This window comes from Anaeromyxobacter dehalogenans 2CP-1 (genome assembly GCF_000022145.1).
GTDB classification, from domain to species: domain Bacteria; phylum Myxococcota; class Myxococcia; order Myxococcales; family Anaeromyxobacteraceae; genus Anaeromyxobacter; species Anaeromyxobacter dehalogenans.
The window spans coordinates 2,126,794-2,147,077 of sequence record NC_011891.1 but is presented as its reverse complement, the minus strand read 5'-3'; the positions used below and the strand labels follow the sequence as shown (position 1 = coordinate 2,147,077).

17 protein-coding genes are annotated in these 20,284 nt (G+C 74.6%); 10 read left to right on the top strand and 7 right to left on the bottom strand.

Features of this window, described 5'->3' with window-relative positions; translation table 11 throughout:
* Positions 1 to 7: 7 nt before the first annotated feature.
* From A2CP1_RS09595 to A2CP1_RS09585, 3 genes are all read left to right on the top strand, one after another.
* On the top strand, positions 8 to 508 hold the full coding sequence (locus A2CP1_RS09595) for a HEAT repeat domain-containing protein (protein ID WP_012633168.1): 501 nt from the start codon (positions 8 to 10) through the stop codon (positions 506 to 508).
* A 447-nt stretch (positions 509 to 955) separates the two neighbouring features.
* Positions 956 to 1,918 carry a hypothetical protein gene (locus tag A2CP1_RS09590; protein ID WP_150106336.1) on the top strand — a complete coding sequence of 321 codons (963 nt, stop codon included), beginning with the start codon at positions 956 to 958 and terminating at the stop codon, positions 1,916 to 1,918.
* 9 nt (positions 1,919 to 1,927) lie between these two features.
* Positions 1,928 to 2,371, top strand: coding sequence for a hypothetical protein (locus A2CP1_RS09585; RefSeq protein ID WP_012633166.1), 444 nt, complete (start codon positions 1,928 to 1,930; stop codon positions 2,369 to 2,371).
* 15 nt (positions 2,372 to 2,386) lie between these two features.
* Here A2CP1_RS09585 and A2CP1_RS09580 read toward each other — a convergent pair whose 3' ends face one another.
* Together A2CP1_RS09580 and A2CP1_RS09575 are read right to left on the bottom strand one after the other, a co-directional pair.
* Positions 2,387 to 2,719 carry a SaoD/DsrE family protein gene (locus A2CP1_RS09580; RefSeq protein WP_012525874.1) on the bottom strand — a complete coding sequence of 111 codons (333 nt, stop codon included), beginning with the start codon at positions 2,717 to 2,719 and terminating at the stop codon, positions 2,387 to 2,389.
* On the bottom strand, positions 2,716 to 3,072 hold the full coding sequence (locus A2CP1_RS09575; RefSeq protein ID WP_012633165.1) for a DUF732 domain-containing protein: 357 nt from the start codon (positions 3,070 to 3,072) through the stop codon (positions 2,716 to 2,718). The genes A2CP1_RS09580 and A2CP1_RS09575 overlap by 4 nt, the downstream gene beginning before the upstream one ends.
* Before the next feature lie 73 nt (positions 3,073 to 3,145).
* Between A2CP1_RS09575 and purT the strand changes: the two genes are divergently transcribed.
* From purT to A2CP1_RS09560, 3 genes are all read left to right on the top strand, one after another.
* Positions 3,146 to 4,309: a formate-dependent phosphoribosylglycinamide formyltransferase gene (gene purT, locus A2CP1_RS09570; RefSeq protein ID WP_012633164.1), complete on the top strand. Its 1,164-nt coding sequence runs from the start codon at positions 3,146 to 3,148 to the stop codon at positions 4,307 to 4,309.
* Positions 4,310 to 4,489: 180 nt separating this feature from the next.
* Entirely contained in the window at positions 4,490 to 4,738 is a 249-nt protein-coding gene (locus A2CP1_RS09565) for a hypothetical protein (RefSeq protein WP_012633163.1), read from the top strand.
* Positions 4,739 to 4,833: 95 nt separating this feature from the next.
* Positions 4,834 to 5,826, top strand: a complete 993-nt coding sequence (locus A2CP1_RS09560; protein WP_012633162.1) for a class I SAM-dependent methyltransferase — start codon at positions 4,834 to 4,836, stop codon at positions 5,824 to 5,826.
* A gap of 3 nt (positions 5,827 to 5,829) precedes the next feature.
* On the opposite strand, the gene A2CP1_RS09555 is transcribed toward A2CP1_RS09560, so the two are convergent.
* On the bottom strand, positions 5,830 to 8,469 hold the full coding sequence (locus tag A2CP1_RS09555) for a DUF748 domain-containing protein (protein ID WP_012633161.1): 2,640 nt from the start codon (positions 8,467 to 8,469) through the stop codon (positions 5,830 to 5,832).
* Between the two features lie 212 nt (positions 8,470 to 8,681).
* Here A2CP1_RS09555 and pepF point away from each other — a divergent pair, with 212 nt between their 5' ends.
* The gene (gene pepF, locus A2CP1_RS09550) at positions 8,682 to 10,631 is read left to right on the top strand and encodes an oligoendopeptidase F (RefSeq protein WP_012633160.1); all 1,950 of its coding nucleotides are present in this window, start codon (positions 8,682 to 8,684) and stop codon (positions 10,629 to 10,631) included.
* Here the strand turns inward: pepF and A2CP1_RS23575 are convergent.
* Entirely contained in the window at positions 10,628 to 12,895 is a 2,268-nt protein-coding gene (locus A2CP1_RS23575; protein WP_012633159.1) for a phage holin family protein, read from the bottom strand. The two genes, pepF and A2CP1_RS23575, sit on opposite strands and share 4 nt — an antisense overlap.
* A 163-nt stretch (positions 12,896 to 13,058) precedes the next feature.
* On the opposite strand from A2CP1_RS23575, the gene cls reads away from it, so the two are divergent.
* A complete protein-coding gene (cls, locus tag A2CP1_RS09540; RefSeq protein WP_012633158.1) occupies positions 13,059 to 14,519 on the top strand; it encodes a cardiolipin synthase in 1,461 nt (486 codons plus the stop codon).
* A 60-nt stretch (positions 14,520 to 14,579) separates the two neighbouring features.
* On the opposite strand, the gene A2CP1_RS09535 is transcribed toward cls, so the two are convergent.
* Positions 14,580 to 15,191, bottom strand: coding sequence for a tRNA-uridine aminocarboxypropyltransferase (locus A2CP1_RS09535; RefSeq protein ID WP_012633157.1), 612 nt, complete (start codon positions 15,189 to 15,191; stop codon positions 14,580 to 14,582).
* Between the two features lie 117 nt (positions 15,192 to 15,308).
* Here A2CP1_RS09535 and fusA point away from each other — a divergent pair, with 117 nt between their 5' ends.
* Both fusA and A2CP1_RS09525 read left to right on the top strand, forming a co-directional pair.
* The gene (gene fusA, locus A2CP1_RS09530) at positions 15,309 to 17,378 is read left to right on the top strand and encodes an elongation factor G (RefSeq protein ID WP_012633156.1); all 2,070 of its coding nucleotides are present in this window, start codon (positions 15,309 to 15,311) and stop codon (positions 17,376 to 17,378) included.
* Positions 17,379 to 17,513: 135 nt separating this feature from the next.
* On the top strand, positions 17,514 to 17,990 hold the full coding sequence (locus A2CP1_RS09525) for a hypothetical protein (protein WP_012633155.1): 477 nt from the start codon (positions 17,514 to 17,516) through the stop codon (positions 17,988 to 17,990).
* A gap of 28 nt (positions 17,991 to 18,018) precedes the next feature.
* On the opposite strand, the gene A2CP1_RS09520 is transcribed toward A2CP1_RS09525, so the two are convergent.
* Positions 18,019 to 18,219 carry a hypothetical protein gene (locus A2CP1_RS09520; protein ID WP_012633154.1) on the bottom strand — a complete coding sequence of 67 codons (201 nt, stop codon included), beginning with the start codon at positions 18,217 to 18,219 and terminating at the stop codon, positions 18,019 to 18,021.
* A gap of 59 nt (positions 18,220 to 18,278) precedes the next feature.
* Positions 18,279 to 20,249, bottom strand: a complete 1,971-nt coding sequence (locus A2CP1_RS09515) for an ABC-F family ATP-binding cassette domain-containing protein (RefSeq protein WP_012633153.1) — start codon at positions 20,247 to 20,249, stop codon at positions 18,279 to 18,281.
* Positions 20,250 to 20,284 lie beyond the last annotated feature (35 nt).

Genomic DNA, 20,284 nt, shown 5'->3' with positions numbered 1-20,284 from the left:
GGTCATCATGCCGACCGAGAACGAGATACGCGTCATGAAGCTGCTCACGGCGACCGACCTCTCGCCGAGCGCCGCCGCCGAGGCGATCGTCGAGTGGGGCAACGAGGCGGTCACCGTCGTGTGCGAGGCCGCCCTCGGGCAGTACCCCGGGCTTCGCCTCAAGGTGCGGACCAACGCCGCGGCCCTCCTCGGCTGGATCGACCACCCGCAGGCGACGGAGGCGATCGACCTGCTGATCCAGGACTCGAGCCCCGATCTGGCGGTTCGTGCCATCCGCGCCGCGGGGCGCAAGAAGGACGACCGGTTCGTCTCGCGGCTCGGCGAGATGCTCGAACGTCCCGAGACGACGCCGATCCTCGCGGCCGAGGCGGTGCGCGCCCTCGTCTCGATCGGCTCGGCCAGAGCGCAGAGCGCGGTCGGCAACTACGAGGCAGCGAATCCGCGGACGGTCCCGCACCGCGCCAGCCGCGCGGTGGCCGACGTGCTCGAGAAGAGAAGCGCGCGTTGACTCCGCCCATCAGGAGCAGATCATGGAGACGACCCGCACAGCCCGCAGACCGCGACGCCTTCCGCGCACTTCCCCTGCGGTTCACTTCTTACGACCCGTCTTCGTCGCCATCGCCGGCCTCCTGGCATACGGCGGTCATCGCCACGACCCGTACGTCATGGCCGCAGCGGCGTTGCTCGCATTGGTCTCGGTGCTGCCCGCGCTCGGGCTGCACACCAGCTACCGGAGACGGCAGGAGCAACGCAGAGATGTCCGCTGCGGCTGAAGATCCCTCCATCAACCGCGAGAGGGCGATCCATGCCCAGATGTCTGGAGTGGGGCCAGGAGCGGCACCAGGAGTGTTCCGAGTGGAAGGACGAGGGCGAGAGCAGCTGCTCGGATTGGGACGAGAATTGTTGCGACTGGTGGCCGTGCTCCTGGGGATGCAAGCTCATCACCTGGGTTTGCGTGGCCTGGGTGTGGGTCTCGAACTGGGTTTGTGTCGGGTGGACCTGGATCACCACGGCCATCTGCCTGGTCTGGGACGTGGTGACGACGATCGTGAACGCCATCATCGTCACGCTCGAATCGATCCTCGGCTGGGTGCTGGATGCCATCGCTCTCGTGGTCGAGCTCATCTTCGAGATCCCTTACCTCGGCCGCCTGATCAAGTGGCTGTGGAATCTCATCACCGCGATCGCCTGGATTCTCGCGTCGCTGGTGGATGCGCTCTGGGGCCTGATCGGGATCCGGCCGGAGAAGAAGCTGCGCATCTGCACCATCATCCTCCGCGATGAGAACGGAAACCAGGTCGCCGCCACACCCTATGTCGTCAATCTGCTGCAACACGCCGTCGAGATCCTGCGCCGCGAGGCGAACATCCGGGTCATCCGCCTGGCGCCATTCGAGTACGACTCCGGGCTCGCCGGCGACGAGACGGTGAGCGAAGACTGGGTGCAGGTCGACGGGGGCAACAGTGAAGCAGACACGCTCGACGTCCCGTGCAACGCGTCGGGATTCGGCGCGGACCTGGGGTTGACCGGGACGAAGCTCGATTTCATGGCGACCACCAAGTGCTTCTTTGGCGACTTCCGACGTGTGGTCGGCTACGGCGCGCCGATCACCTGCTTCGTCATCCGCACCGTCCCGGGCGACGGCGGCGGTTGCGGCTCCTTCGGATGTGGGCTGTGGATCACCGACTACATCACCGTCCGCAACCAGCCGTGTGGCGGCGAGGGTCCGCAGATCAACCGTCGCGTCGCGGCGCACGAGCTGGGTCACAGCGGCAACCTCTGGCATCTCGATGCGGCCAGCAACACGACGAACCTCATGGGCGTTCCCTGGGACGGGAGCGACCCACCGACGATGACGCGGCTCAGCACCTGGCAGATCCTGCTGTGGCGCGCCTCGAAGCACGTGACGTACTTCTAGGGCACTGTCGTGATCCGCGACGTCCTCACCGTGCACACGGCGAACGAGCTCGGGGGCATTCTTTTCGGCCGAGCCCGGCGCCACGCGCGCCGCGTGGTGCTGGCCTTCGAGGACATGCCCCTCGCCGAGCGGAACCGGTGGGAGAGGCGCATCAACCGGTACGACCGCGCGTGCGGCTGCGGCAGCGCAGCGCTCGCGCTGGTCGTTGCGTTGGCAACAGGCGGCGTGCTCGCTTCCTACCACCGAGAGCTGGTCTTCCAGCGGCCGCTGCTCGCCGGTGGCGGCGCCCTGCTCGCCTTGGTCGCCGCCATCGGCGTCGGGAAATCCGTCGGGCTCTTGATCGCGCGCCAGCAACTGAAGTGGACGGTGTCGTCGTTACGGCATCGACTGGACTCGCTCGAGGGCCAACAGGACGCAGGGCGAGGTCCATGGGGGGCCCCTGGCAGCCGGTAACCGCCCGTCCGCCGCTCAGAGCGTGATCACCTGGTCGAGCTTCGCGCCCGAGAGCGCCTTGTACAGGTCCGGGAAGCAGCCGATGGGGATCCCCTCGATGAGCCGGTCGGCGATGGCGCGCTGGTAGCAGCACTGGTCGCAGCCCATGAGCAGCATGCCGCTCTTGCGCGCCACCGCGGCGAGGCGCTCGCCGGTGGGGTTGCCCTTCACCAGCAGATACGTGTTGTCCACGAAGAAGAACATCCCGACCACGGTCGCGCCGTGGCGGCCCTCCTCGAGCTGCGGGACGATCATCTTCTCGAGGATGTACGACGCGTTCGGCGTCGAGAACACGTAGGCGACGTTCAAGCGCTGCTCCCTTCCGGCTGGGCCGCGGCGGCCCGTACCGCGGCCGCGACCAGGTCCGCGCGATCGAGGTGGACGGGGTGCACCCCGCTCACCTGGGCCCGAAGGAGCGCCGGCGTGAGGTCGCCCGGTGGCGTGCCCGCCTCGAGCAGCGCGCAGGCGGCCTCGGCGTAGGCGAGCAGCGAGGCGCAGGTGGTGGCGCGGAAGCGCGCCCGGACCACCCGCTCGCGCTCGAGCCACAGCCCGATCCGCACCCGCAGGCGCTCGCCGCCGTCGGCCCCACCCGCCCGGTCTGCCCGGTCGACCGCGGCGCCGTGGCGCAGGCTCGAGACCAGGTCGGCGACGGAGCGGGACACGGCCCCTCCCCATGCCACGCCTCCGCTCGGCGTGCGTGTACCGGAAGGGTCGCAGCGCGTAGACTGCGCCGCCATGCGAAAGAAGATCCTGCTCCTCGGCTCCGGCGAGCTCGGCAAGGAGTTCACCATCGCGGCGCAGCGCCTCGGCCAGGAGGTGATCGCCGTCGATTCCTACGATGGCGCGCCCGCGCAGCAGGTGGCCCACGCCCGCGAGGTCGTGAGCATGCTCGACGGCGCGGCGCTCGACGCGCTGGTCGCGAAGCACCGGCCCGACGTGATCGTCCCGGAGATCGAGGCCATCCGCACCGAGCGCCTCCAGGCGTACGAGGCGCAGGGCGTCCAGGTCGTCCCGAGCGCCCGCGCCGCCGCGGTCACGATGAACCGCCGCGCCATCCGCGACCTCGCCGCCCGCGAGCTCGGGCTCGCCACCGCGCGCTACGCCTACGCCTCGACGCCCGAGGCGTTCCGCACGGCGGTCCGCGAGATCGGCCTCCCCTGCGTGGTGAAGCCGCTCATGTCCTCGTCGGGCAAGGGTCAGAGCGTGGTGCGCGCGGAGGGCGACATGGAGGCCGCCTGGGCCTACGCGATGTCCGGCACCCGCGGCGACCTGCGCGAGGTGATCGTCGAGGAGTTCATCTCGTTCGAGTCGGAGATCACGCTCCTCACCGTCACCCAGCGGCGCGGCGAGACGCTGTTCTGTCCGCCCATCGGCCACCGCCAGGAGCGCGGCGACTACCAGGAGAGCTGGCAGCCCCACCCGGTGCCGGCGCCGCTCCTCGAGGAGGCGCGGCGGATGGCGGCGGCGGTGACCCGCGCGCTCGGCGGCGCGGGCATCTTCGGCGTGGAGCTCTTCCTGGGGAAGGACCGGGTCTGGTTCTCGGAGCTGTCGCCGCGGCCGCACGACACCGGGATGGTGACCCTGGCCGGCACGCAGCCGCTCGACGAGTTCGAGCTGCACCTGCGCGCGGTGCTCGGCCTGCCCATCCCGCCCGTCACGCTGGTCCGGCCGGGCGCGAGCGCGGTGATCCTGGCGCGCGGCACCGGCGCGCCGACGGTGCGCGGGCTGGAGGCGGCGCTCGCCGAGCCGGGGGCCGACGTGCGGATCTTCGGGAAGCCGGCGCTGCGCCCGCACAGGCGCATGGGCGTGGCGCTCGTCGCGGGCGCGCCCGGCGACGATCCGCGCGCGCTGGTGGAGCGGGCCAAGGCGGTCGCCGCCCGCGTCACCGTCGATCCGTAGCGCGACGCCTGTCGCCGCGGCGACGGGCGGGGGCCGTCCGGCGCGTCGCCGCGCCCACGCGAAGTGTGTCCCGCGCGACACGTCGTGCGGAAAGCGCGCGCCGCAGCAGGGCGCGACGGCGGGCACGCGCGGTGCAGTACCGGGGATCGTCTCGCAGCCTCCTTCCCCCGGAGTCCCACCATGTTCGAACGCGCCGCCTTCCTCGCCATCCCCGTTGCGCTCGCGATGCTCGCGGGCGCCTGCTCCAGCCGGTCCGACGCGGCGGTCCCGCCGTCGCCGTCCGCGCACGCGGCGACCGCCCTCCCCGACCCCGCCGCCGTCCCCGCGCCGGCGCCGGTGCCGGAGCAGGCCGGCTTCCGCCCCGCCGAGCCCGAGCCGCAGCCCAGCGTCGAGGAGATCGCCGCCTTCCAGGCGCCGGTCCCGAAGTAGACGACCCCCGGCCTCCCCCGCCCGCCGCGGGGGAGGCGCGCCGGGCCGCGCCGCGTTGCGCCCTCGCTGGCTGGGGATTAGCCTCGCGCGCGTCCATGCCCTCCGATCCCGCGCGCCTCGAGGCGCTCCGCCAGGCGCTCCTCGCCGAGGCCACCCGCCTCGCCCCCGCCAGCCTGGAGGCGCTCGCCCGGCCGGCCCCGGTGCCCGCCGATGGCCTGCGGGCGTTCGCCGCGACGCTCCTGCCGGACCGGGAGGCGCTGCGGGCCTGGCTGGAGGCCGCGCTGGCGGCGCCGCGCGCCGGCGCCGGGTTCGCGCAGGATCCCGCCGGCGATCTCGCCGCCCGGCTGGTGACGGCGCTGCTCGCCCGCAACCAGTTCCTGCCGGTCGACGCGCGCGAGGAGGGCCGGCTGGCGGGGCTCGTGGCCGGCGCGCTCCGCTCCGGCGCCGGCGCGCTCGCGACGGCGCGCACCGAGGGGGCGCTCGCCGTCGCGCTGGCGGCCGTGGCCGAGGCGTTCCGGGCGGACCTGGCCGGCTTCGTGGCCGGGCTCGGCGGCGGCGCCGCGCCCGCGCTGCGCGAGGTGGTCTCCGCCGAGTACGGGCCCGAGCTGCAGCTCCGCGTGCTCGGGCTCGATGCCGGCGCGCTCCTCGCGCCGGTGCTCGACCTCGGCTGCGGGACCGAGGCGCGGCTGGTGCGCTGGCTCGCGGCCCGGGGCGTGGACGCGCGCGGGGTGGACCGCGCCGCGGCGCCCGCCGGGCGCGTGCAGCGCGGCGACTGGCTCACCGTCCCGGTCGCGCCCGCCAGCCTCGGCACGATCGTCTCTCACCTGGGCTTCTCGCTGCACTTCCTCCACCACCACCTGCGCCCGGGCGACGAGGCGGTCCGCTACGCGCGCCGGTACATGGAGCTGCTGCGCGCGCTGCGCCCCGGCGGCACGTTCGCGTACGCGCCGGGCCTGCCGTTCGTGGAGGCGCACCTCCCCCCGGATCGCTGGCGCGTGGAGACGACGCCGGTGCCGGCGCCGCCGCCTGCCGCGCCGGGCGCGGCGGCGCTGCCCTGGTACGCGTGCCGCGTCACGCGCCGTGCGTAGCCGCTAGCGCCCGAACAGCCCCTTCAGCTTCTTCCGCGCCTCCTCCTCGAGCTGCTGCTTCCGCTTCTGGGCCTCGTCGCGCGCCTTCTGCTCGGCCGCGGCCTTCTGCTTCTCGAGGTCGGCGCCGGCCGCGCCCGCCTTGTCCCCGAGGAGCTTCCCGGCGACCGAGGTCGCCGCCTGCTTCGCGATGGCCTGCACCGCCGCGTCGAGCGCCAGCCCGTCGAGGCGCGGGCTCCAGGCCGGGCCGGAGAGGTTGAACGTCACCGGGATGGGCGCGCTCATCTTCGCCCGGCCGCCGCTGATCTTCGCGATCACCTCCGGGCCGAGCTCCAGCGTGGTCGGCATCTGCAGCGTGCCGTCCAGCCGCACGCCGCCGTCGAACGAGAGCGCGTTGTCCCCGGTCTTGATCCTGATCGGCTTGGTGAGCTTCGCCACGCCGTTCGCGATCTGGAACGCGAAGCCGACCTGCTTGCCCAGGCTGGTCGAGCCGCCCTCGGTGACGCGCCCGCCCGCGAACGGGAGCTTCGAGGCGATGGGCGCGGCGACCGCGGCCACCAGGTCCTTCCCGAAGAACGCGCCGTCGCGCAGGTCGCCGGTGAGCGAGCCAGTGGCGCTCTGCTTGATGGGGTCGAGCGAGGTGCCCTTGCCGGTGAGCTGCAGCGCGGCGTCGAGCTTGCCGCCGAGCACCTTGCGCTTCGAGAAGAGCGCCAGCATCTGCTCGCCCTCCACGCCCTTCATGGTCACGTCGATCTTGAACGGGTCCTCCGGGTGGGCGAGCTTCACCGCGGTGCCGCCCGCGGACACGTTGCCGCCGAACGCGACCAGCCGCGCCTCCTCCAGCGTCACCGCGTCCTCCACCACCTTCACCTTCAGCACCACCTCGCGCAGGTCCTGCTGCTTCATGCGCAGCAGGCCGAGCCGCACCCTTGCCGTTCCGGAGAGCCCCGCGAACGTCTTCGGGTCGAGCGGCTTCGAGGCCTCCGCCTGCTTCGGCGGCTCCGGAGCCCCCTCCGGCGCAGGGATGAGCAGCCGGTCGAGATCGAGCCGCTGCCCGGACAGCTCCGCGTCGAAGCGCGTGGTGGGCCGCTCCTTCGTGCCGCCCATGGCCACCCGGGCCTTCCCGGCCAGCGCGTCGCCGAGCAGGTTCAGGTCGAGCCGCGTCAGCTCCACCTGCTGCTCCGCGCCGGCCTTGCGGTACGTGCCGGCCGCGCGCGCCGACATGGGATCGCCCGGCTTCTTCGCGACGGCGCCGCCCGGCCGCAGGTCCACGCCGGCGAGGTCTGCGCTCGCGTCGAAGCGGACCACGCCGCCCTGCTGCGCCAGGTCGGCGCGGGCCACGAGCGCCATGGGCGCGCCCGCAGCCTTCGAGAGCTGCCGCGGGATGGACAGGTGGACCGGGCCGAGGTCCACCCGCAGCTCGAGCGACTGCGCCGCCTGCCCGCCCGAGCCCTTCAGCGACAGCCCGATGGGCCCGGCCACCACGTTGCCGCCCAGCTGCTTCCGGAGCGGCGGGTAGTAGGCGGTGAGCGCGGCGAGGTCGAGCCCGCGGGAGACGATCTCCAGCCCCTCCACGCGCGGCGCGTCGCCGCGCAGCCCGGTGGCGGCGCCGTGGCCGGTGAGGCCCACCGGCCCGGCCGTGAGCTCGAGCTTGCCGATGCGCAGGTCGCCGTGCTCCGCGTCGGCATCCAGGTCGGCGTCGAGCGCCGCGTCCAGCTTCTTGCCGCCCTCCTGCCCCGCGAAGGCGAGCTGGTCCGCGCGGAAGCCGCCCTTCACCGTGGTGCGCCCGCTGCCGCCCGGCACCGCCGCCCCCAGCACCACCGCCAGGTCGGCCTGGAAGCGGCCGCCGCGGAACCCGGCCTCGCCGGGCACGAACGGCGCGAGCGGCCCGAGATCGATGGGCTGGACCTTCAGCGTGACCTGCTCGGGCGTGGGCACGAGCGTGGGCGGCAGCGGCGCCGCCTTGACCCGCAGCTCCAGGTTCTGCACCTTCGCCAGCACCGCCGCCTTGAGGACCACCTCGAGCGGCCGGCCGGCGCGCAGGTCGCGCACCTCGACGTCGAGGTCGTCCACGTACAGCTCCTCGGCGCCCTTCACGCTCCGGTCGAGGAACGCGATGCGCGCGTTCTCCACCGCGGCGCGGTCCACCCGCACCGCCGAGAGGTCCGCAGGCTTCTGCTCGCCCGCCGGCGCCTCCGCCGCGGGCTCCTTCGCGGACGTCTCCTCCAGCCGCTTCGCCACGCGCTCCACGTTCGTGGTCCCGTCGGGGAAGCGGATCACGTTCACCCGCAGTCCATCCACGACCGCCTCGCGGACGGTCACGCGCTTCCCGCCCGAGAGCAGCGCCCCGATCAGGTTCACCTCGACCTCGGCGCGCTCCAGCGTGGCGAGCGGCCGGTCCTCGCCCTCCCCTGCGCCGACCGACACGCCCGCGACGCGCACGCCCACGCCGCCGAGGAGCCGGGTCTTCACGCTCTCGACGGCCACCGGGCGCCCGAGCTGCTGCGAGAGCCGGTCCGTCTGCTTGCGGACCTGCGAGAGGAGGATCCGGTCGAGGAGCAGCACGGCGGCGATCCCCAGGACCACGACGACCGCGACGGCGACCCCGAGGACCTTCGGCCAGCGGCGGGAGCGAGCGGGAGGCATGGCCGGAGGCTACGTCGGAGCGGGCGGGTTGTCAGCACGGAGCGTCCGGGCGCCGGGGCGCCGCCGGGCGCGCGGCGCCGCGCGGCCCCGGGCGAGCCCGCGGTGGGCGGCCGATGGCGCGGGCGGAAGGCCCCCTGCAAATCCTCCCCTCCCGGGCCGGCGCGTGGCAGGCTGTGTGATTCGTTCGCCGACATCTCGCCCGGAGCGCCGCCGTGCACACCCCGATCGCCCTCCTCGCCGCCCTCAGCCTGGCCGCCTCGAGCCCCGGGAACCCCCCGGCGCAGCCGGCCACGACCCGCGCGCAGGTCCCGGACCGCTACAAGTGGAAGCTCGCCGACCTGTTCCCGAACGACGCGGCCTGGGCCAGGGCGCGGGCGGACCTGGCCAGCCGGCTCCCCGGCTTCGACCGGCACCGCGGGCACCTCGGCGACTCGGCCAGGGCGCTCGCCGACGCGCTCTCGGAGATGGGCGCGCTGCAGAACGCGCTCGAGCGCGTCTACGTGTACGCCTCGGCCCGCGCCGACGAGGACACGCGCGAGCCCGGGCCGCGCGCCATGCGCGCGGAGGCGGAGCGGCTCGCGGTCGAGGCCCAGGCGGCGCTGTCCTGGGTGCGGCCGGCGGTGCTGGATCTGCCGCCGGAGACGGTGAAGCGCTTCCTGGGCGAGGACCCGCGCCTGCGCGAGTGGGCGTTCTTCCTCGACGACACGCTCCGCTGGAAGCCGCACACGCTGCCCGCCGGCGAGGAGCGGATCGTGGCGAAGACCGGCGACCTCGACGGCGCCGGGCGCGACGTGCACTCGGTCCTGCTCAACGCGGACCTGCCCTTCCCCACCGTGAAGCTCTCCACCGGCGCGGTCCGGCTGGACCAGGCGGGCTACGAGCGCTCGCGCACCAGCCCGGTGGCCGCCGACCGCGAGAAGGTCTTCCACGCCTACTTCGGCGCGCTGAAGCAGTACGAGCGCACCATCGGCACGGCCCTGTACGCGCAGGTGAAGGCGCACCTGTTCGAGCGCGACGTGCGCCGGTTCGACTCGTCGCTCGCGGCGGCGCTGTTCCGCGACAACGTGCCCACCGCCGTGTACGAGCGGCTGGTGGCGGACGTGAACGCGAACCTCCCCACCCTGCACCGCTACCTGAAGCTCCGGCAGCGCATGCTCGGCCTGCAGAGGCTCCGCTACGAGGACCTGTACGTCCCGCTGGTGAAGGCGGTGGACCGCCGCTACGACGTGGACCAGGCGGTGGCGCTCACGCTCGACGCGGTGAAGCCGCTCGGCGACGCCTACGTCGCGAAGCTGCGCGGGGGGTTCCAGTCCGGCTGGACCGACTTCCTCCCGGTGACCGGCAAGCGGGCCGGCGCGTACTCCACCGGCGTGTACGGCGTGCACCCGTACCAGCTCCTCAACTTCAACGGTCAGTGGACCGACGTCTCCACGCTCGCGCACGAGGCCGGCCACTCGATGCACACGGTGCTCGCGTTCGAGAAGCAGCCCTACGCCACCTCGAACTACGCCACGTTCGTCGCCGAGGTGGCCTCCACGCTCAACGAGAACCTGCTGTTCCGCCGCGCCATCGGGCAGGCGAAGGACGACGGCGAGCGGCTGGCGCTGCTCGGGAACCGCCTGGAGTCGCTGCGCACCACCCTGTTCCGCCAGACCATGTTCGCGGAGTTCGAGCTCGCCATCCACCAGCTCGCCGAGAAGGGCGAGGCGCTCACGGGCGAGAAGATGAGCGCGCTCTACCTGGGGCTGGTGCGCAGGTACTACGGGCACGACGCCGGCGTCTGCCAGGTGGCCGACCTGTACGGCGCCGAGTGGACCTACATCCAGCACTTCTTCCATTACGACTTCTACGTGTACCAGTACGCGACCAGCCTGGTCGCCTCCACCGCCATCGCCCGGGCCATCCGCGAGGACGAGGCGCAGGGGCGCACCGGGGCGCGCGATCGCTACCTGGCCATGCTCGCCGCGGGCGGCTCGCGCTACCCGGTCGACCTGCTGCGCGAGGCGGGGGTGGACATGACCACGCCCGCGCCGTTCGCGGCCGCCATGGAGGAGATGAACGCCACCATGGACGAGATGGAGCGCCTCCTGAAGCGGACCCCGGGCGCGGCCGGCCGGCCGGCGGCGCCCGCGAGGCCCGCGAGGCCCGCGAACGGCCGCTAGCGGCCCGGCACCACCGGCGACACCGCGGGGGGCGGCGCCTCCGGCGCGTGCGGCGCGAACGGCCACACCTGCGCGCGGCGCGCCAGCAGCAGGCCGGCGAGCACCGCCAGCACCACGAGCCAGGCCAGCCGGCGGCGCGTCCGCGCCCTGCGATCCTCGTAGGGATCGTCGAGCGTACGGCGCGCGCCGGGCGGCAGCGCCGCCGCGTGGGTCAGCGCCGCGCCCAGCGGCACGTTCACCTTCACCCGGCCGTTCACGGCCCAGCCGTTCGCGTCCAGCACCGGGCCGATGTTCCGCTGCCGGAGCTTGAGCCAGGCGATGAGCATGGACGGGCCGGAGATGACGAGCAGCACGCCCAGCACCGCCACCGCCTTCGCCCACCACGGCTCCAGGCCGACGAAGCCCGACACCAGCCCGCCGAGCAGCGTGCCGATGGCGCCGGCGCCCACGCCCAGGGCGGCGACGATCCCGACCATCTTGCCCACGTCCACGGCCGCCGGGACGGGCGGCTTCCCGCCGGTGGCCGCGCCCACCCCCGCCTCCGCGCCCGAGGCGAGGCGCGCCTCGGACGCCTTCTCCTTGGCGGCGGCGAACCGCGCCACCTGGTCCTCGATCATCCGCAGGAACTTCTTGTATGGCGAGAAGAACGCCTGGCGGATGGAGATCGGGTTGTCCACGATCTTCACGATGGCGGCGTCCCAGTCCCGCCCCTGCCGGTCGTAGAACAGGCCGTTCCGCCCCACCATCAGGTAGTCCGAGTCACCCTGCGTGAAGCAGGCCGCGATCTTCATGGCCTCGCCGCCGGGGCGGCGGCAGTCGCAGTAGGCGATGTACATGCGCGAGTGGGCGGCCAGCACCGCGTGCGCGCCCGGGTCGTCCACCCGCACGCACAGGTCGCAGCTCCGGCCGTCGAGGTACAGCGTGCCCGCCTGGAACACGGCCGGGCGGCGCGGGTCGTAGAAGTCGGCGAACGAGACGAAGTTGCGGAGCAGCAGCGCCAGGTCGCGGTGGTAGTGGACCATCCGCACCACGTCGCCGATGGCCGCCTCCTCCGCCTCGAGGGCGAGGTCGCGCGCCACGAGCGCCTCGATGGGCGCCTTCCCCATGGCGAGCAGCGCCCGCACGCGCGGCACGCCGAGCGGCTCCACCGCCTGCGCGGGCTTGGCCCCGAGCCACGCCTGGTACGGGAGGAAGCGCGCCGAGAGCAGCTCCCACTCGTCGGCCGTGAGCGCGGCCTTGTCCGCCCCGAGCACGGGCGCGACCACCTGCTCGCGCAGCGCGGCGAGCGCCGCGGCCCAGGCCGGGTTCAGCGGGCCGCCGAGCGGGAGCGGGCGCCCGGGCTCCACCCGCGCCAGCGGGAACGCGGCCACCTCGTCGCGCGACCGGGCCAGGTCGCGGGCCGCGAGCGCCACCAGCTCCGGCTCGGACCGGTTCATGGCCACCGCGGCGCGCGGGTCGAGCGCGGCCAGCCGGCAGCGGACGAAGTGGTCGTCGACCTTCTCCTTCACCACCCGGAACGCCTCCCAGGCCGCCGCGGTCGCCTCGCCCAGGAACGCCACGTCCGGCGCCTCGCCGGCCCTGGCCCAGGCGTCGAGCTTCGCCAGGTCCTCGAAGAAGGCGTCGAGCCGCTTGCGGTCGACGCCGGGCTTGCCGCTCCGGTCGCGCTCGCTGCCGGCGCAGGCGATCGCGTCGGCGATGGCCTGGCGCACCTCGGGATCGTCGGCGGTCTCCGGCGGCACCACGCCGTCGCCGTTGAAGCGCGTGCTCTCGTACAGCCTGGTCAGGTCGGCCACGTCGGCCGGCAGCACCGCGGACGCCTCCGGCTTCCCGAGGTGGAACAGCACCTGGCGCGCGGCGCCGAGCAGCACGCGCCCCGCCGGCTTCGCGGCGTCGATGTCGGCGAGCGGCAGCGCGTCGCCGCCGCGCAGCAGCGACTCCAGGTCCACCAGCCGCTCGTCGCACCAGCGCAGCGCGGTCAGCACCTCCGGCGCGCGGACGCGGCCGTCGCGATCCAGGTCGAGCAGCTCCAGGGTGCGCGCGTCGAGCTCCAGGCCCCGGGTCGGGCAGGAGAGCGCCACCCAGAGCTTCTGGTCCAGCTCGGCGAGGCGCGCGAGGTCCTCGCCGGTCTCGAGGTAGGGCTGCTCCAGGCCGCCGACGCGATAGAAGCGCCAGCGGTGCGGGCCGGCGCGCTTCGGCGGCGCGCGCGGGACGGGCGCGGACGGTGGCGGCGGCGTGGCGGGAACCGCGGCGGCGGGCTCGGACATGGACTCCCCCGGTGCAGGCGGCCGCCCGGCGGGCGCACGGGCGGCGGACCGGTCCGTTGTATCCCATGCCGCGGGCGGGTGGGTACCGCGCGGTCGGCCGCGCGGCCGCACCGGCCCGGCGGGCGCCGGCACGCCCGCCCGCTGCGTGTGTAGAATCGCCAAGATGTGGACCCCGGACCTCGCGCTCCTCGACGCGCTGCCCTCGCCGGGCGTGCTCGGCGTCCTCGAGGCGGCCTGGGTGGTTGCGGCGAGCTGCTGGATCCTGCTGGAGCGCCGCTCCCCCACCGCCACGCTGGCCTGGATCCTGGCGCTCGCCGCCATGCCGGTGGTGGGCGTGGCGGTGTACCTCGTGGTCGGGCCCCGGCGGCTCGACCGCAAGAAGCTGCGCCTGAACGTGCTGAAGCGCGCCCGCGGCGCGTACCTCGAGGCGTGGGATCGGGCCACCGCGCGCGATCTCTCCAGCATGGGCCAGCTCGCCCGGCTCGCGATCCGGCTCCAGGCGCCGCCGCCCGAGACCGCGCGATCCGTCGTCCTCTTCTCGGAGGGCGACGACCACTTCGAGGCGCTGGAGCGAGACCTCGCCGCCGCCCGGCACCACGTCCACGTCGAGATGTACATCTTCGAGCGCGACCGGACCGGCGCGCGCGTGCTCGCCGCCCTGGCCGCCGCCGCCCGCCGCGGCGTGCAGGTGCGCCTGCTGGTGGACGACGCGGGGTCGCCGCGGCTCGGCGCCGCGCTGCTCGCGCCGCTCCGTGAGGCGGGCGGCGAGGTGGAGCGCTTCAACCCGATGCTCGTGTCGCGGCTGCGCGGGGGCTCGGCGAACTTCCGCACCCACCGGAAGATCGTGGTGTGCGACGGGCGGGTGGGCTTCACCGGCGGGATGAACGTGTCGGACGACCAGAGCGCCGCGGCGGTGGGCCGGTCCGCCTGGCGGGACACCACGGTGCGCATCGAGGGGGCCGCGGTCCACGGCCTGCAGCTCACCTTCCTCGAGGACTGGGCCTTCGCCACCGGCAAGACCGGCTCGCCGCTGCCGGCGGGCGGGCTCCGGCCGTACTTCCCCGACGAGCCGCCCGGGTCGCACGAGGTGCAGATCGTGCCGTCCGGCCCGGACCAGGACACGTCCGCGGTCGGCCAGCTCCACGTGGCCGCGATCGGCGGCGCGCGCGAGCGCGTGTGGATCACCACCCCGTACTTCGTGCCCGACGAGGCCCTGCTCGCGGCGCTGACCAGCGCCGCGCTCCGCGGCGTCGACGTGCGCCTGCTGCTGCCGCGCCGCACCGACTCGCGGGTGGTGGACGCCGCCTCGCGCACGTACCACGACGCGCTGCTCGCGGCCGGCGCGCGGATCTGGCTCTACGGACCGCGCATGCTCCACGCCAAGACCTGCCTCGTGGACCAGGACGTCGGGATGATCGGCACCGCCAACCTCGACAACCGAAGCCTGCGCCTCAACTTCGAGGTCACGGCCGTCCTGTACGGCGCCCCCGCGGTGCAGGCGCTCGCGGACCTGTTCGAGCGCGATCTGGAGGTGGCCCGGCCCAAGACCACGCGCGAGGCCGACGCGCCGTTCCTGTCGCGCCTGGGCGCCAGCGCGGCGCGGCTGCTGGCACCGCAGCTGTAACGAGGGCTGCGGCCGCTGCCTCCCCAGCCATGCGGCTGGGGCCGCTCCCCGGAAGCCGCGTCAGGCGCCCGCGGCGCCGCCGCGGTGCCGCGGGTTGCGCCGCGCCCCGCGCGCGCACTCGAGCTGCTGCGCCACCATCTTCCGGAACGCCTCGCGCATCGGCTCGAAGCGGGCCGGGTCCTGTTCCAGCGCGCCGAGCGCGAGCGCCACCGCCTCGAGCGTGGACAGGTACTCCGGCTCCGGCTCGCGCCGCAGCCCGGCGTAGCCGCCCGGCCCGTCGGGCACGACCGAGATCCGCGGCAGCGCCGCCAGCGACGGGCTCGCCTCCACCATCTTCCGCGCCTGGTGCCAGGTGCCGTCCACCGCCACCAGCACCCGGGGCGGATCGGCGGCGCGCGCCGCGGCGGGGACCGAGCCCTCGCCGGGGAACAGCAGCGCCGTCCCCGGGCCGGCCACCACCTCGCGCACGCGCGGGTGATCCTCGAAGCGGACGCCCCGGTGCAGCTCGCAGCCCTCCAGCGCCAGGCGCGTGAGCCAGGCGGTGCAGATGGCGAGCCTGGCCTCGCGGGGATGCTGGAGGATCACCACGCGCGTCCGCGCGCGCACCGCCGGGAGCGACGCGCACAGGCAGAGGGCGGTGGGGCGCAGGCAGCGGCGGCAGAGCTCTCGCACGGGACGCGGAGCCTAGTCGAACCGCCGCGGATCCGGAACCGGTCGGCGCCGTGGGGATGGACGTATACTTCCCGGAGCGCGCGGCCGGAGGCGGGGCGGCGGGCGGAGGGTCGGTGCATGGGGGAGCCACGCGGCGAGGGGACGGCGTCGGAGCGGCGCATGCGCGCCATCCGCAACCTCGGGATCATGGCGCACATCGACGCCGGCAAGACGACGCTCACCGAGCGCCTCCTGTTCGTCGCCGGCCGCACCCACAAGATGGGCGAGGTGCACGAGGGCGCCGCGGTGATGGACTGGATGGACCTCGAGCGCGAGCGCGGGATCACCATCACGTCCGCCGTGACCCGGCTCGAGTGGCGCGCGCACGAGCTGCACCTCATCGACACGCCCGGCCACGTGGACTTCACCATCGAGGTCGAGCGCTCGCTGCGCGTGCTCGACGGGGCGGTGGCGGTGTTCGACGCGGCGCACGGGGTGGAGCCGCAGAGCGAGACCGTCTGGCGGCAGGCCGACCGCTACCACGTGCCGCGCATCGCGTTCGCGAACAAGATGGACCGCGTCGGCGCCGACCTCGGGCACACGCTCGCCTCGATGCGCAAGCACTTCCCCGACCACGTGGTCGCGGCGGTGCAGCGGCCGCTCGGCGCGGAGGCGGCCTTCTCCGGCTTCGAGGACCTGGTCGCCCGGCGCACCGTCCGGTTCGGCGATCCCGACGACCCGCGCGCGTTCACCGCCGAGCCGGGCATCTCGGCCGAGGGCGAGGCCGAGCGCGCCGCGCTGGTGGCCGCGCTGGCCGACCTCGACGACGCGGCGGCCGAGGCGGTGCTGTCGGACCGCGACCTCGACGAGGAGGGGCTGCGGTCCGCCATCCGGCGCGCCACGCTCTCGGGCCGGTTCGTGCCGCTGCTGTGCGGCTCGGCGCTGCGCAACAAGGGCATCCCGCAGGTGCTCGACGCCGTCTGCGACTGGCTCCCCTCCCCGCTCGACGTGCCTCCGCCGGCCGGCGTCCACCCCGACACCGGCGAGGAGGAGCGGCGCCCTCCGACCGACGGCGCCCCGCTGCTGGCGCTCGCGTTCAAGGTCTCGCTGCTCGACGAGCGGCGCCGGTACGTGTTCCTGCGCGTGTACTCCGGGCGCGTCGCCGAGGGCGACGCGGTGTGGAACGCGAGCCAGCGCAAGTTCGAGAAGGTCGGGCGCGTGCTGCTCATGCACGCCGCGCAGAAGGAGCGCGTACCGTCGCTCGGCGCCGGCCAGCTCTTCGCCGTGGCCGGTCTGAAGGAGACCCGCACCGGCGATACGCTCACCGACAAGGCCCACCCGCTGCTGCTCGAGCGGCTCTCGTCCTACGATCCGGTCATCTCCGAGGCCATCGAGGCCGGCTCGCAGAAGGATCGCGAGCTCCTGCTGGAGGCGCTCGCGCGGGTCGCCGACGAGGATCCGACGTTCCGGTGGGGCGAGGACCCCGACACCGGCCAGCTGCTCGTCTCCGGCATGGGCGAGCTGCACCTCGACGTCGTGGCCGAGCGGCTCCGGCGGGAGTTCGGGCTCGCGGTCCGCACCGGCCAGCCGCAGGTGCTCCTGCGCGAGACGCTGTCGGCGGAGGCCACCGCGGACGCCACCTTCGAGCGCAAGCTCGAGGACGAGGAGATCTACGGCCAGGTGTCGGTCGCGGTCGGGCCGCTGCCGCGCGGCGGCGGCTTCCGCTTCGAGGTCTCGCCCGAGGCGGCCGCGCTCCCCTTCCTCCGCCCGGAGGTGCGCCGCATGGCGGAGGACGGCGCGCGCGAGGCGGCCGAGGCGGGGGCGCTGGAAGGTCACCCGCTGCAGGACGTCCGGGTGACGCTCACCGGCGCGACCTGGCGCGAGGGCGCGTCGAAGCCGTTCGCGTACAAGGTCGCCGCCGCCGACGCGGTGCGGACGGCCGCCGCGAAGGCCCGCCCGGTGATCCTCGAGCCGCTCATGCGCGTCGAGATCGTGCTCCCGTCGGAGCACCTGGGCGAGGTCATCGGGAGCCTCGACCGGCGCAAGGGCACGGTGCTCGACGTGGCCGATCGGGGCGAGGCGGTCAAGGTGATCACCTGCGAGGCCCCGCTCCGGCGCATGTTCGGCTACGCCACCGAGCTGCGATCGGCGACGCAGGGGCGCGCGCTGTTCACCATGCGCTTCGACCGCTTCGACGTGGCCGGCTGAGGCCGCGGTGGGCCGCGGCGCCGGCGACGGCGGACGCCGCTGACTCCGGCGAGCCAACCCCCTGCCCGGCGCCGGGCAGGGCGTACCGACGGGCGGCGTTGTTCCGGCGGGCGCCAGCGCGCAGGTTGATCGGAGATGCTCCGATCCCTGCTCGCGCTCGCGCTGCTCGCCTCCTCGCTCCCCGCCCTCGCAGGCGACGACGGCCGCCGGTCCGCGCTCCCGAGGCTCGGCCTGGCCTCCTCCCGGAGCGCCCTGGTCGCGCAGGCGCCCGCGCCCGCTGCCTCGCGGCAGTCCTCCCTGGTGGAGGAGCCGGAGGGCGAGCTGCGCCGCCAGGGACCCGTCTGCCCCCCGGAGGTCTGCCAGCTCCAGGCCTCCGCCATGCCCGACTCCGGTCCCCTCTACCGGGCCAGCCGCACCGACCTCGTGCTCGGCATCCTCTCGCGCGCGCCCATCCCCGCGCTCTCCACCGTGGCCGGGTACATCGCCAACGCGAACCTCCGGGTGGACTTCCGCCCCGGCGAGCCCGGCGGCACGCCCGGGGCCCGCGGGTGGGGCAAGGTGATGGTCACGCTGCGCTGGAAGCTCGACGCGGAGAACAGGCCCCACGACTAGCGGCGAGCCGGCACACCGATCCCTCGCCTCACTCCCCGCGCATCGGGCAGCCGTGCTCGACCACCTCGACGGCGTCGCCCGGGTGGCGCTCGCGGAGCATCGCCGCGTACTCCTCGGCGCGCTGGCGGTTGCGCGCGCCGCACACCGGCGGCTCGAGCCGCTCCTCCTCGGTGATCACCGGCGAGGTGCAGGCCGGGACGCCGTTCACCTGGACGTGCCAGACGCTCATGGGGGCGCGGAGGATACCGCGAACCCGGCCGCGCCGCAGCGGCCGCCGCCACGCCCGGCCTAGGCCCCGCCGCCGCGGTACGACTCCAGCTCCTGCCAGCGCGCGTACAGCCGCTCCACCTCGGCCGCGAGCCGCTCCAGCTCCTCGCGCATCCCGGCCACGGCCGCGCCGTCCCGGCGGTACGTCTCCGGATCGGCGAGCGTCGCCTCGAGCGCGGCCTTGCGCTCCTCGGCAGCCAGGATCGCGGCCTCCATCCCCTCCAGCTCGCGCTGCTCCTTGAAGGAGAGCTTGCCGGGCCTGCGCGCCCTCGGCTCCGCCGCGGCCGCGCCCCCCGCGGTGGGCGCCTCCCGCGCTCGTCCGCCGGGCGGCGCGAGCTCGGGCGCCGGCGCCGCCGCGGCCGCCGCCTGCTCCTTCAGCGTCCGGTACGTCTCGTAGTTGCCCGGGTACCGGATCGCGCGCCCGTCGCCCTCCAGCGCCAGGATCGACGTCGCCACCTTGTCGAGGAAGTAGCGGTCGTGCGTGACGAGCAGCACCGTCCCGTCGAACCCGAGCAGCAGGCCCTCGAGCACGTTCAGCGTGACGAGGTCGAGGTCGTTGGTCGGCTCGTCGAGCACCAGCACGTTCGCGCCCTCCAGGAACAGGCGCGCCAGCAGCAGCCGGTTGCGCTCGCCGCCGGAGAGCGCCTTCACCTGCATGCGCTGCATGGTGGGCGGGAACAGCAGGTCGTCGAGGTAGTCGCGGAGCGCCACGCGCTTGCCGGACAGCTCCACGAAGTCCTCGCCGGTGCGCCCGGGCGGCGAGCCCCCGGCGGCCTCGTAGACCGTCTGCTCGGGATCGAGCCCGGCGCGCTGCTGATCGTAGTAGGCGACGCGGGTGCGCTTGCCCACCACCACCTCGCCGGCGTCCGGCGCGAGCTCCCCCAGCAGCACGCGCAGGAACGTCGTCTTGCCGGCGCCGTTCGGGCCGACGATGCCGAGCCGCTCGCCACGCTGCAGCACCACCTCGACGTCGCGCAGGACGGTCCGTTCGCCGAAGCGCTTCTCCACCCCGTGCGCCTCCAGCACCACCTGCGACAGCCGCGGCGCCTCCGCCAGCCTCAGCTCGGCCGCGCGCGGCCGCTGGTACCCGCGCTCGGCCATCAGCCGCCGCGCCCGCTCGATGCGGGCCTTGCTCTTGGTGCGCCGCGCCTCCACGCCGCGCCGCAGCCAGGCCACCTCCTGCGCGATCCAGCGCTCCTGCTTGTGCTGCGCGGTGGCGGCGAGCGCCTCCAGCTCCAGCTTCTGCTCGAGGTACGCCTCGTAGTTTCCCGGGTAGCTGGTGACGCCGGCGCCGGGCGTGATCTCGAGGATCCGGTCCACCAGGTCGTCGAGGAAGTAGCGGTCGTGGGTGACGAGCAGGAGCGCGCCGTCGAGCCGATCCAGCTCCTCCTCCAGCCAGTCCACCGTGTCCGCGTCCAGGTGGTTGGTGGGCTCGTCGAGCAGCAGCAGGTCCGGCCGCGTGAGCAGGGCCCGGGCGATGGCGACGCGCTTGCGGGCGCCGCCCGACAGCTCGGCCACCGCGCGATCCCAGTCCGGCACGCCGAGCCGGTCGAGCAGCCGCCGCGCCTCGTGCGCCGTGTCCCAGCCGCCCAGGTGATCGATCCGATCCGACAGCGCCGCCATCTCGGCCAGGAGCCGCGCGTGCGCCGCGCCGTCCTGCGCCGTCTCCAGCCGCGCCGCGAGCGCGGCGTGCGCCTCCAGCGCGGCGCGGAGCGGGGCGCGCGCGACCTCGAGCTCGGACGCGACGGTGGCGCCCTCCGGGAACGCCGGCTCCTGCGGCAGGTAGGTCACCAGCGCGCCGCGGCGGAGCTGCACCTCGCCGCGGTCCGGCTCGGTGGCGCGGGCCAGGATGCGCATGAGCGACGACTTGCCGGCGCCGTTCACGCCGACCAGGCCGACGCGCTCTCCCTCCTCGAGGGTGAACGTCAGGCCGTCGAACAGGGTGCGGCTGCCGAAGGAGAGGCCGAGGCCGGCCGCGTGCAGGAGCGTCACCGCGCCTTCATAGCACCGGCGCGGTCCCGGCGGGC

Coding starts and splice junctions, on each gene's coding strand:
- purT (WP_012633164.1), top strand. CDS start 3,146: ATGCGAAAGAAGATCCTGCTCCTCGGCTCCGGCGAGCTCGGCAAGGAG.
- A2CP1_RS09565 (WP_012633163.1), top strand. CDS start 4,490: ATGTTCGAACGCGCCGCCTTCCTCGCCATCCCCGTTGCGCTCGCGATG.
- A2CP1_RS09520 (WP_012633154.1), bottom strand. CDS start 18,219: ATGAGCGTCTGGCACGTCCAGGTGAACGGCGTCCCGGCCTGCACCTCG.
- A2CP1_RS09525 (WP_012633155.1), top strand. CDS start 17,514: ATGCTCCGATCCCTGCTCGCGCTCGCGCTGCTCGCCTCCTCGCTCCCC.
- A2CP1_RS09555 (WP_012633161.1), bottom strand. CDS start 8,469: ATGCCTCCCGCTCGCTCCCGCCGCTGGCCGAAGGTCCTCGGGGTCGCC.
- fusA (WP_012633156.1), top strand. CDS start 15,309: ATGGGGGAGCCACGCGGCGAGGGGACGGCGTCGGAGCGGCGCATGCGC.
- A2CP1_RS09595 (WP_012633168.1), top strand. CDS start 8: ATGCCGACCGAGAACGAGATACGCGTCATGAAGCTGCTCACGGCGACC.
- A2CP1_RS23575 (WP_012633159.1), bottom strand. CDS start 12,895: ATGTCCGAGCCCGCCGCCGCGGTTCCCGCCACGCCGCCGCCACCGTCC.
- cls (WP_012633158.1), top strand. CDS start 13,059: ATGTGGACCCCGGACCTCGCGCTCCTCGACGCGCTGCCCTCGCCGGGC.
- A2CP1_RS09560 (WP_012633162.1), top strand. CDS start 4,834: ATGCCCTCCGATCCCGCGCGCCTCGAGGCGCTCCGCCAGGCGCTCCTC.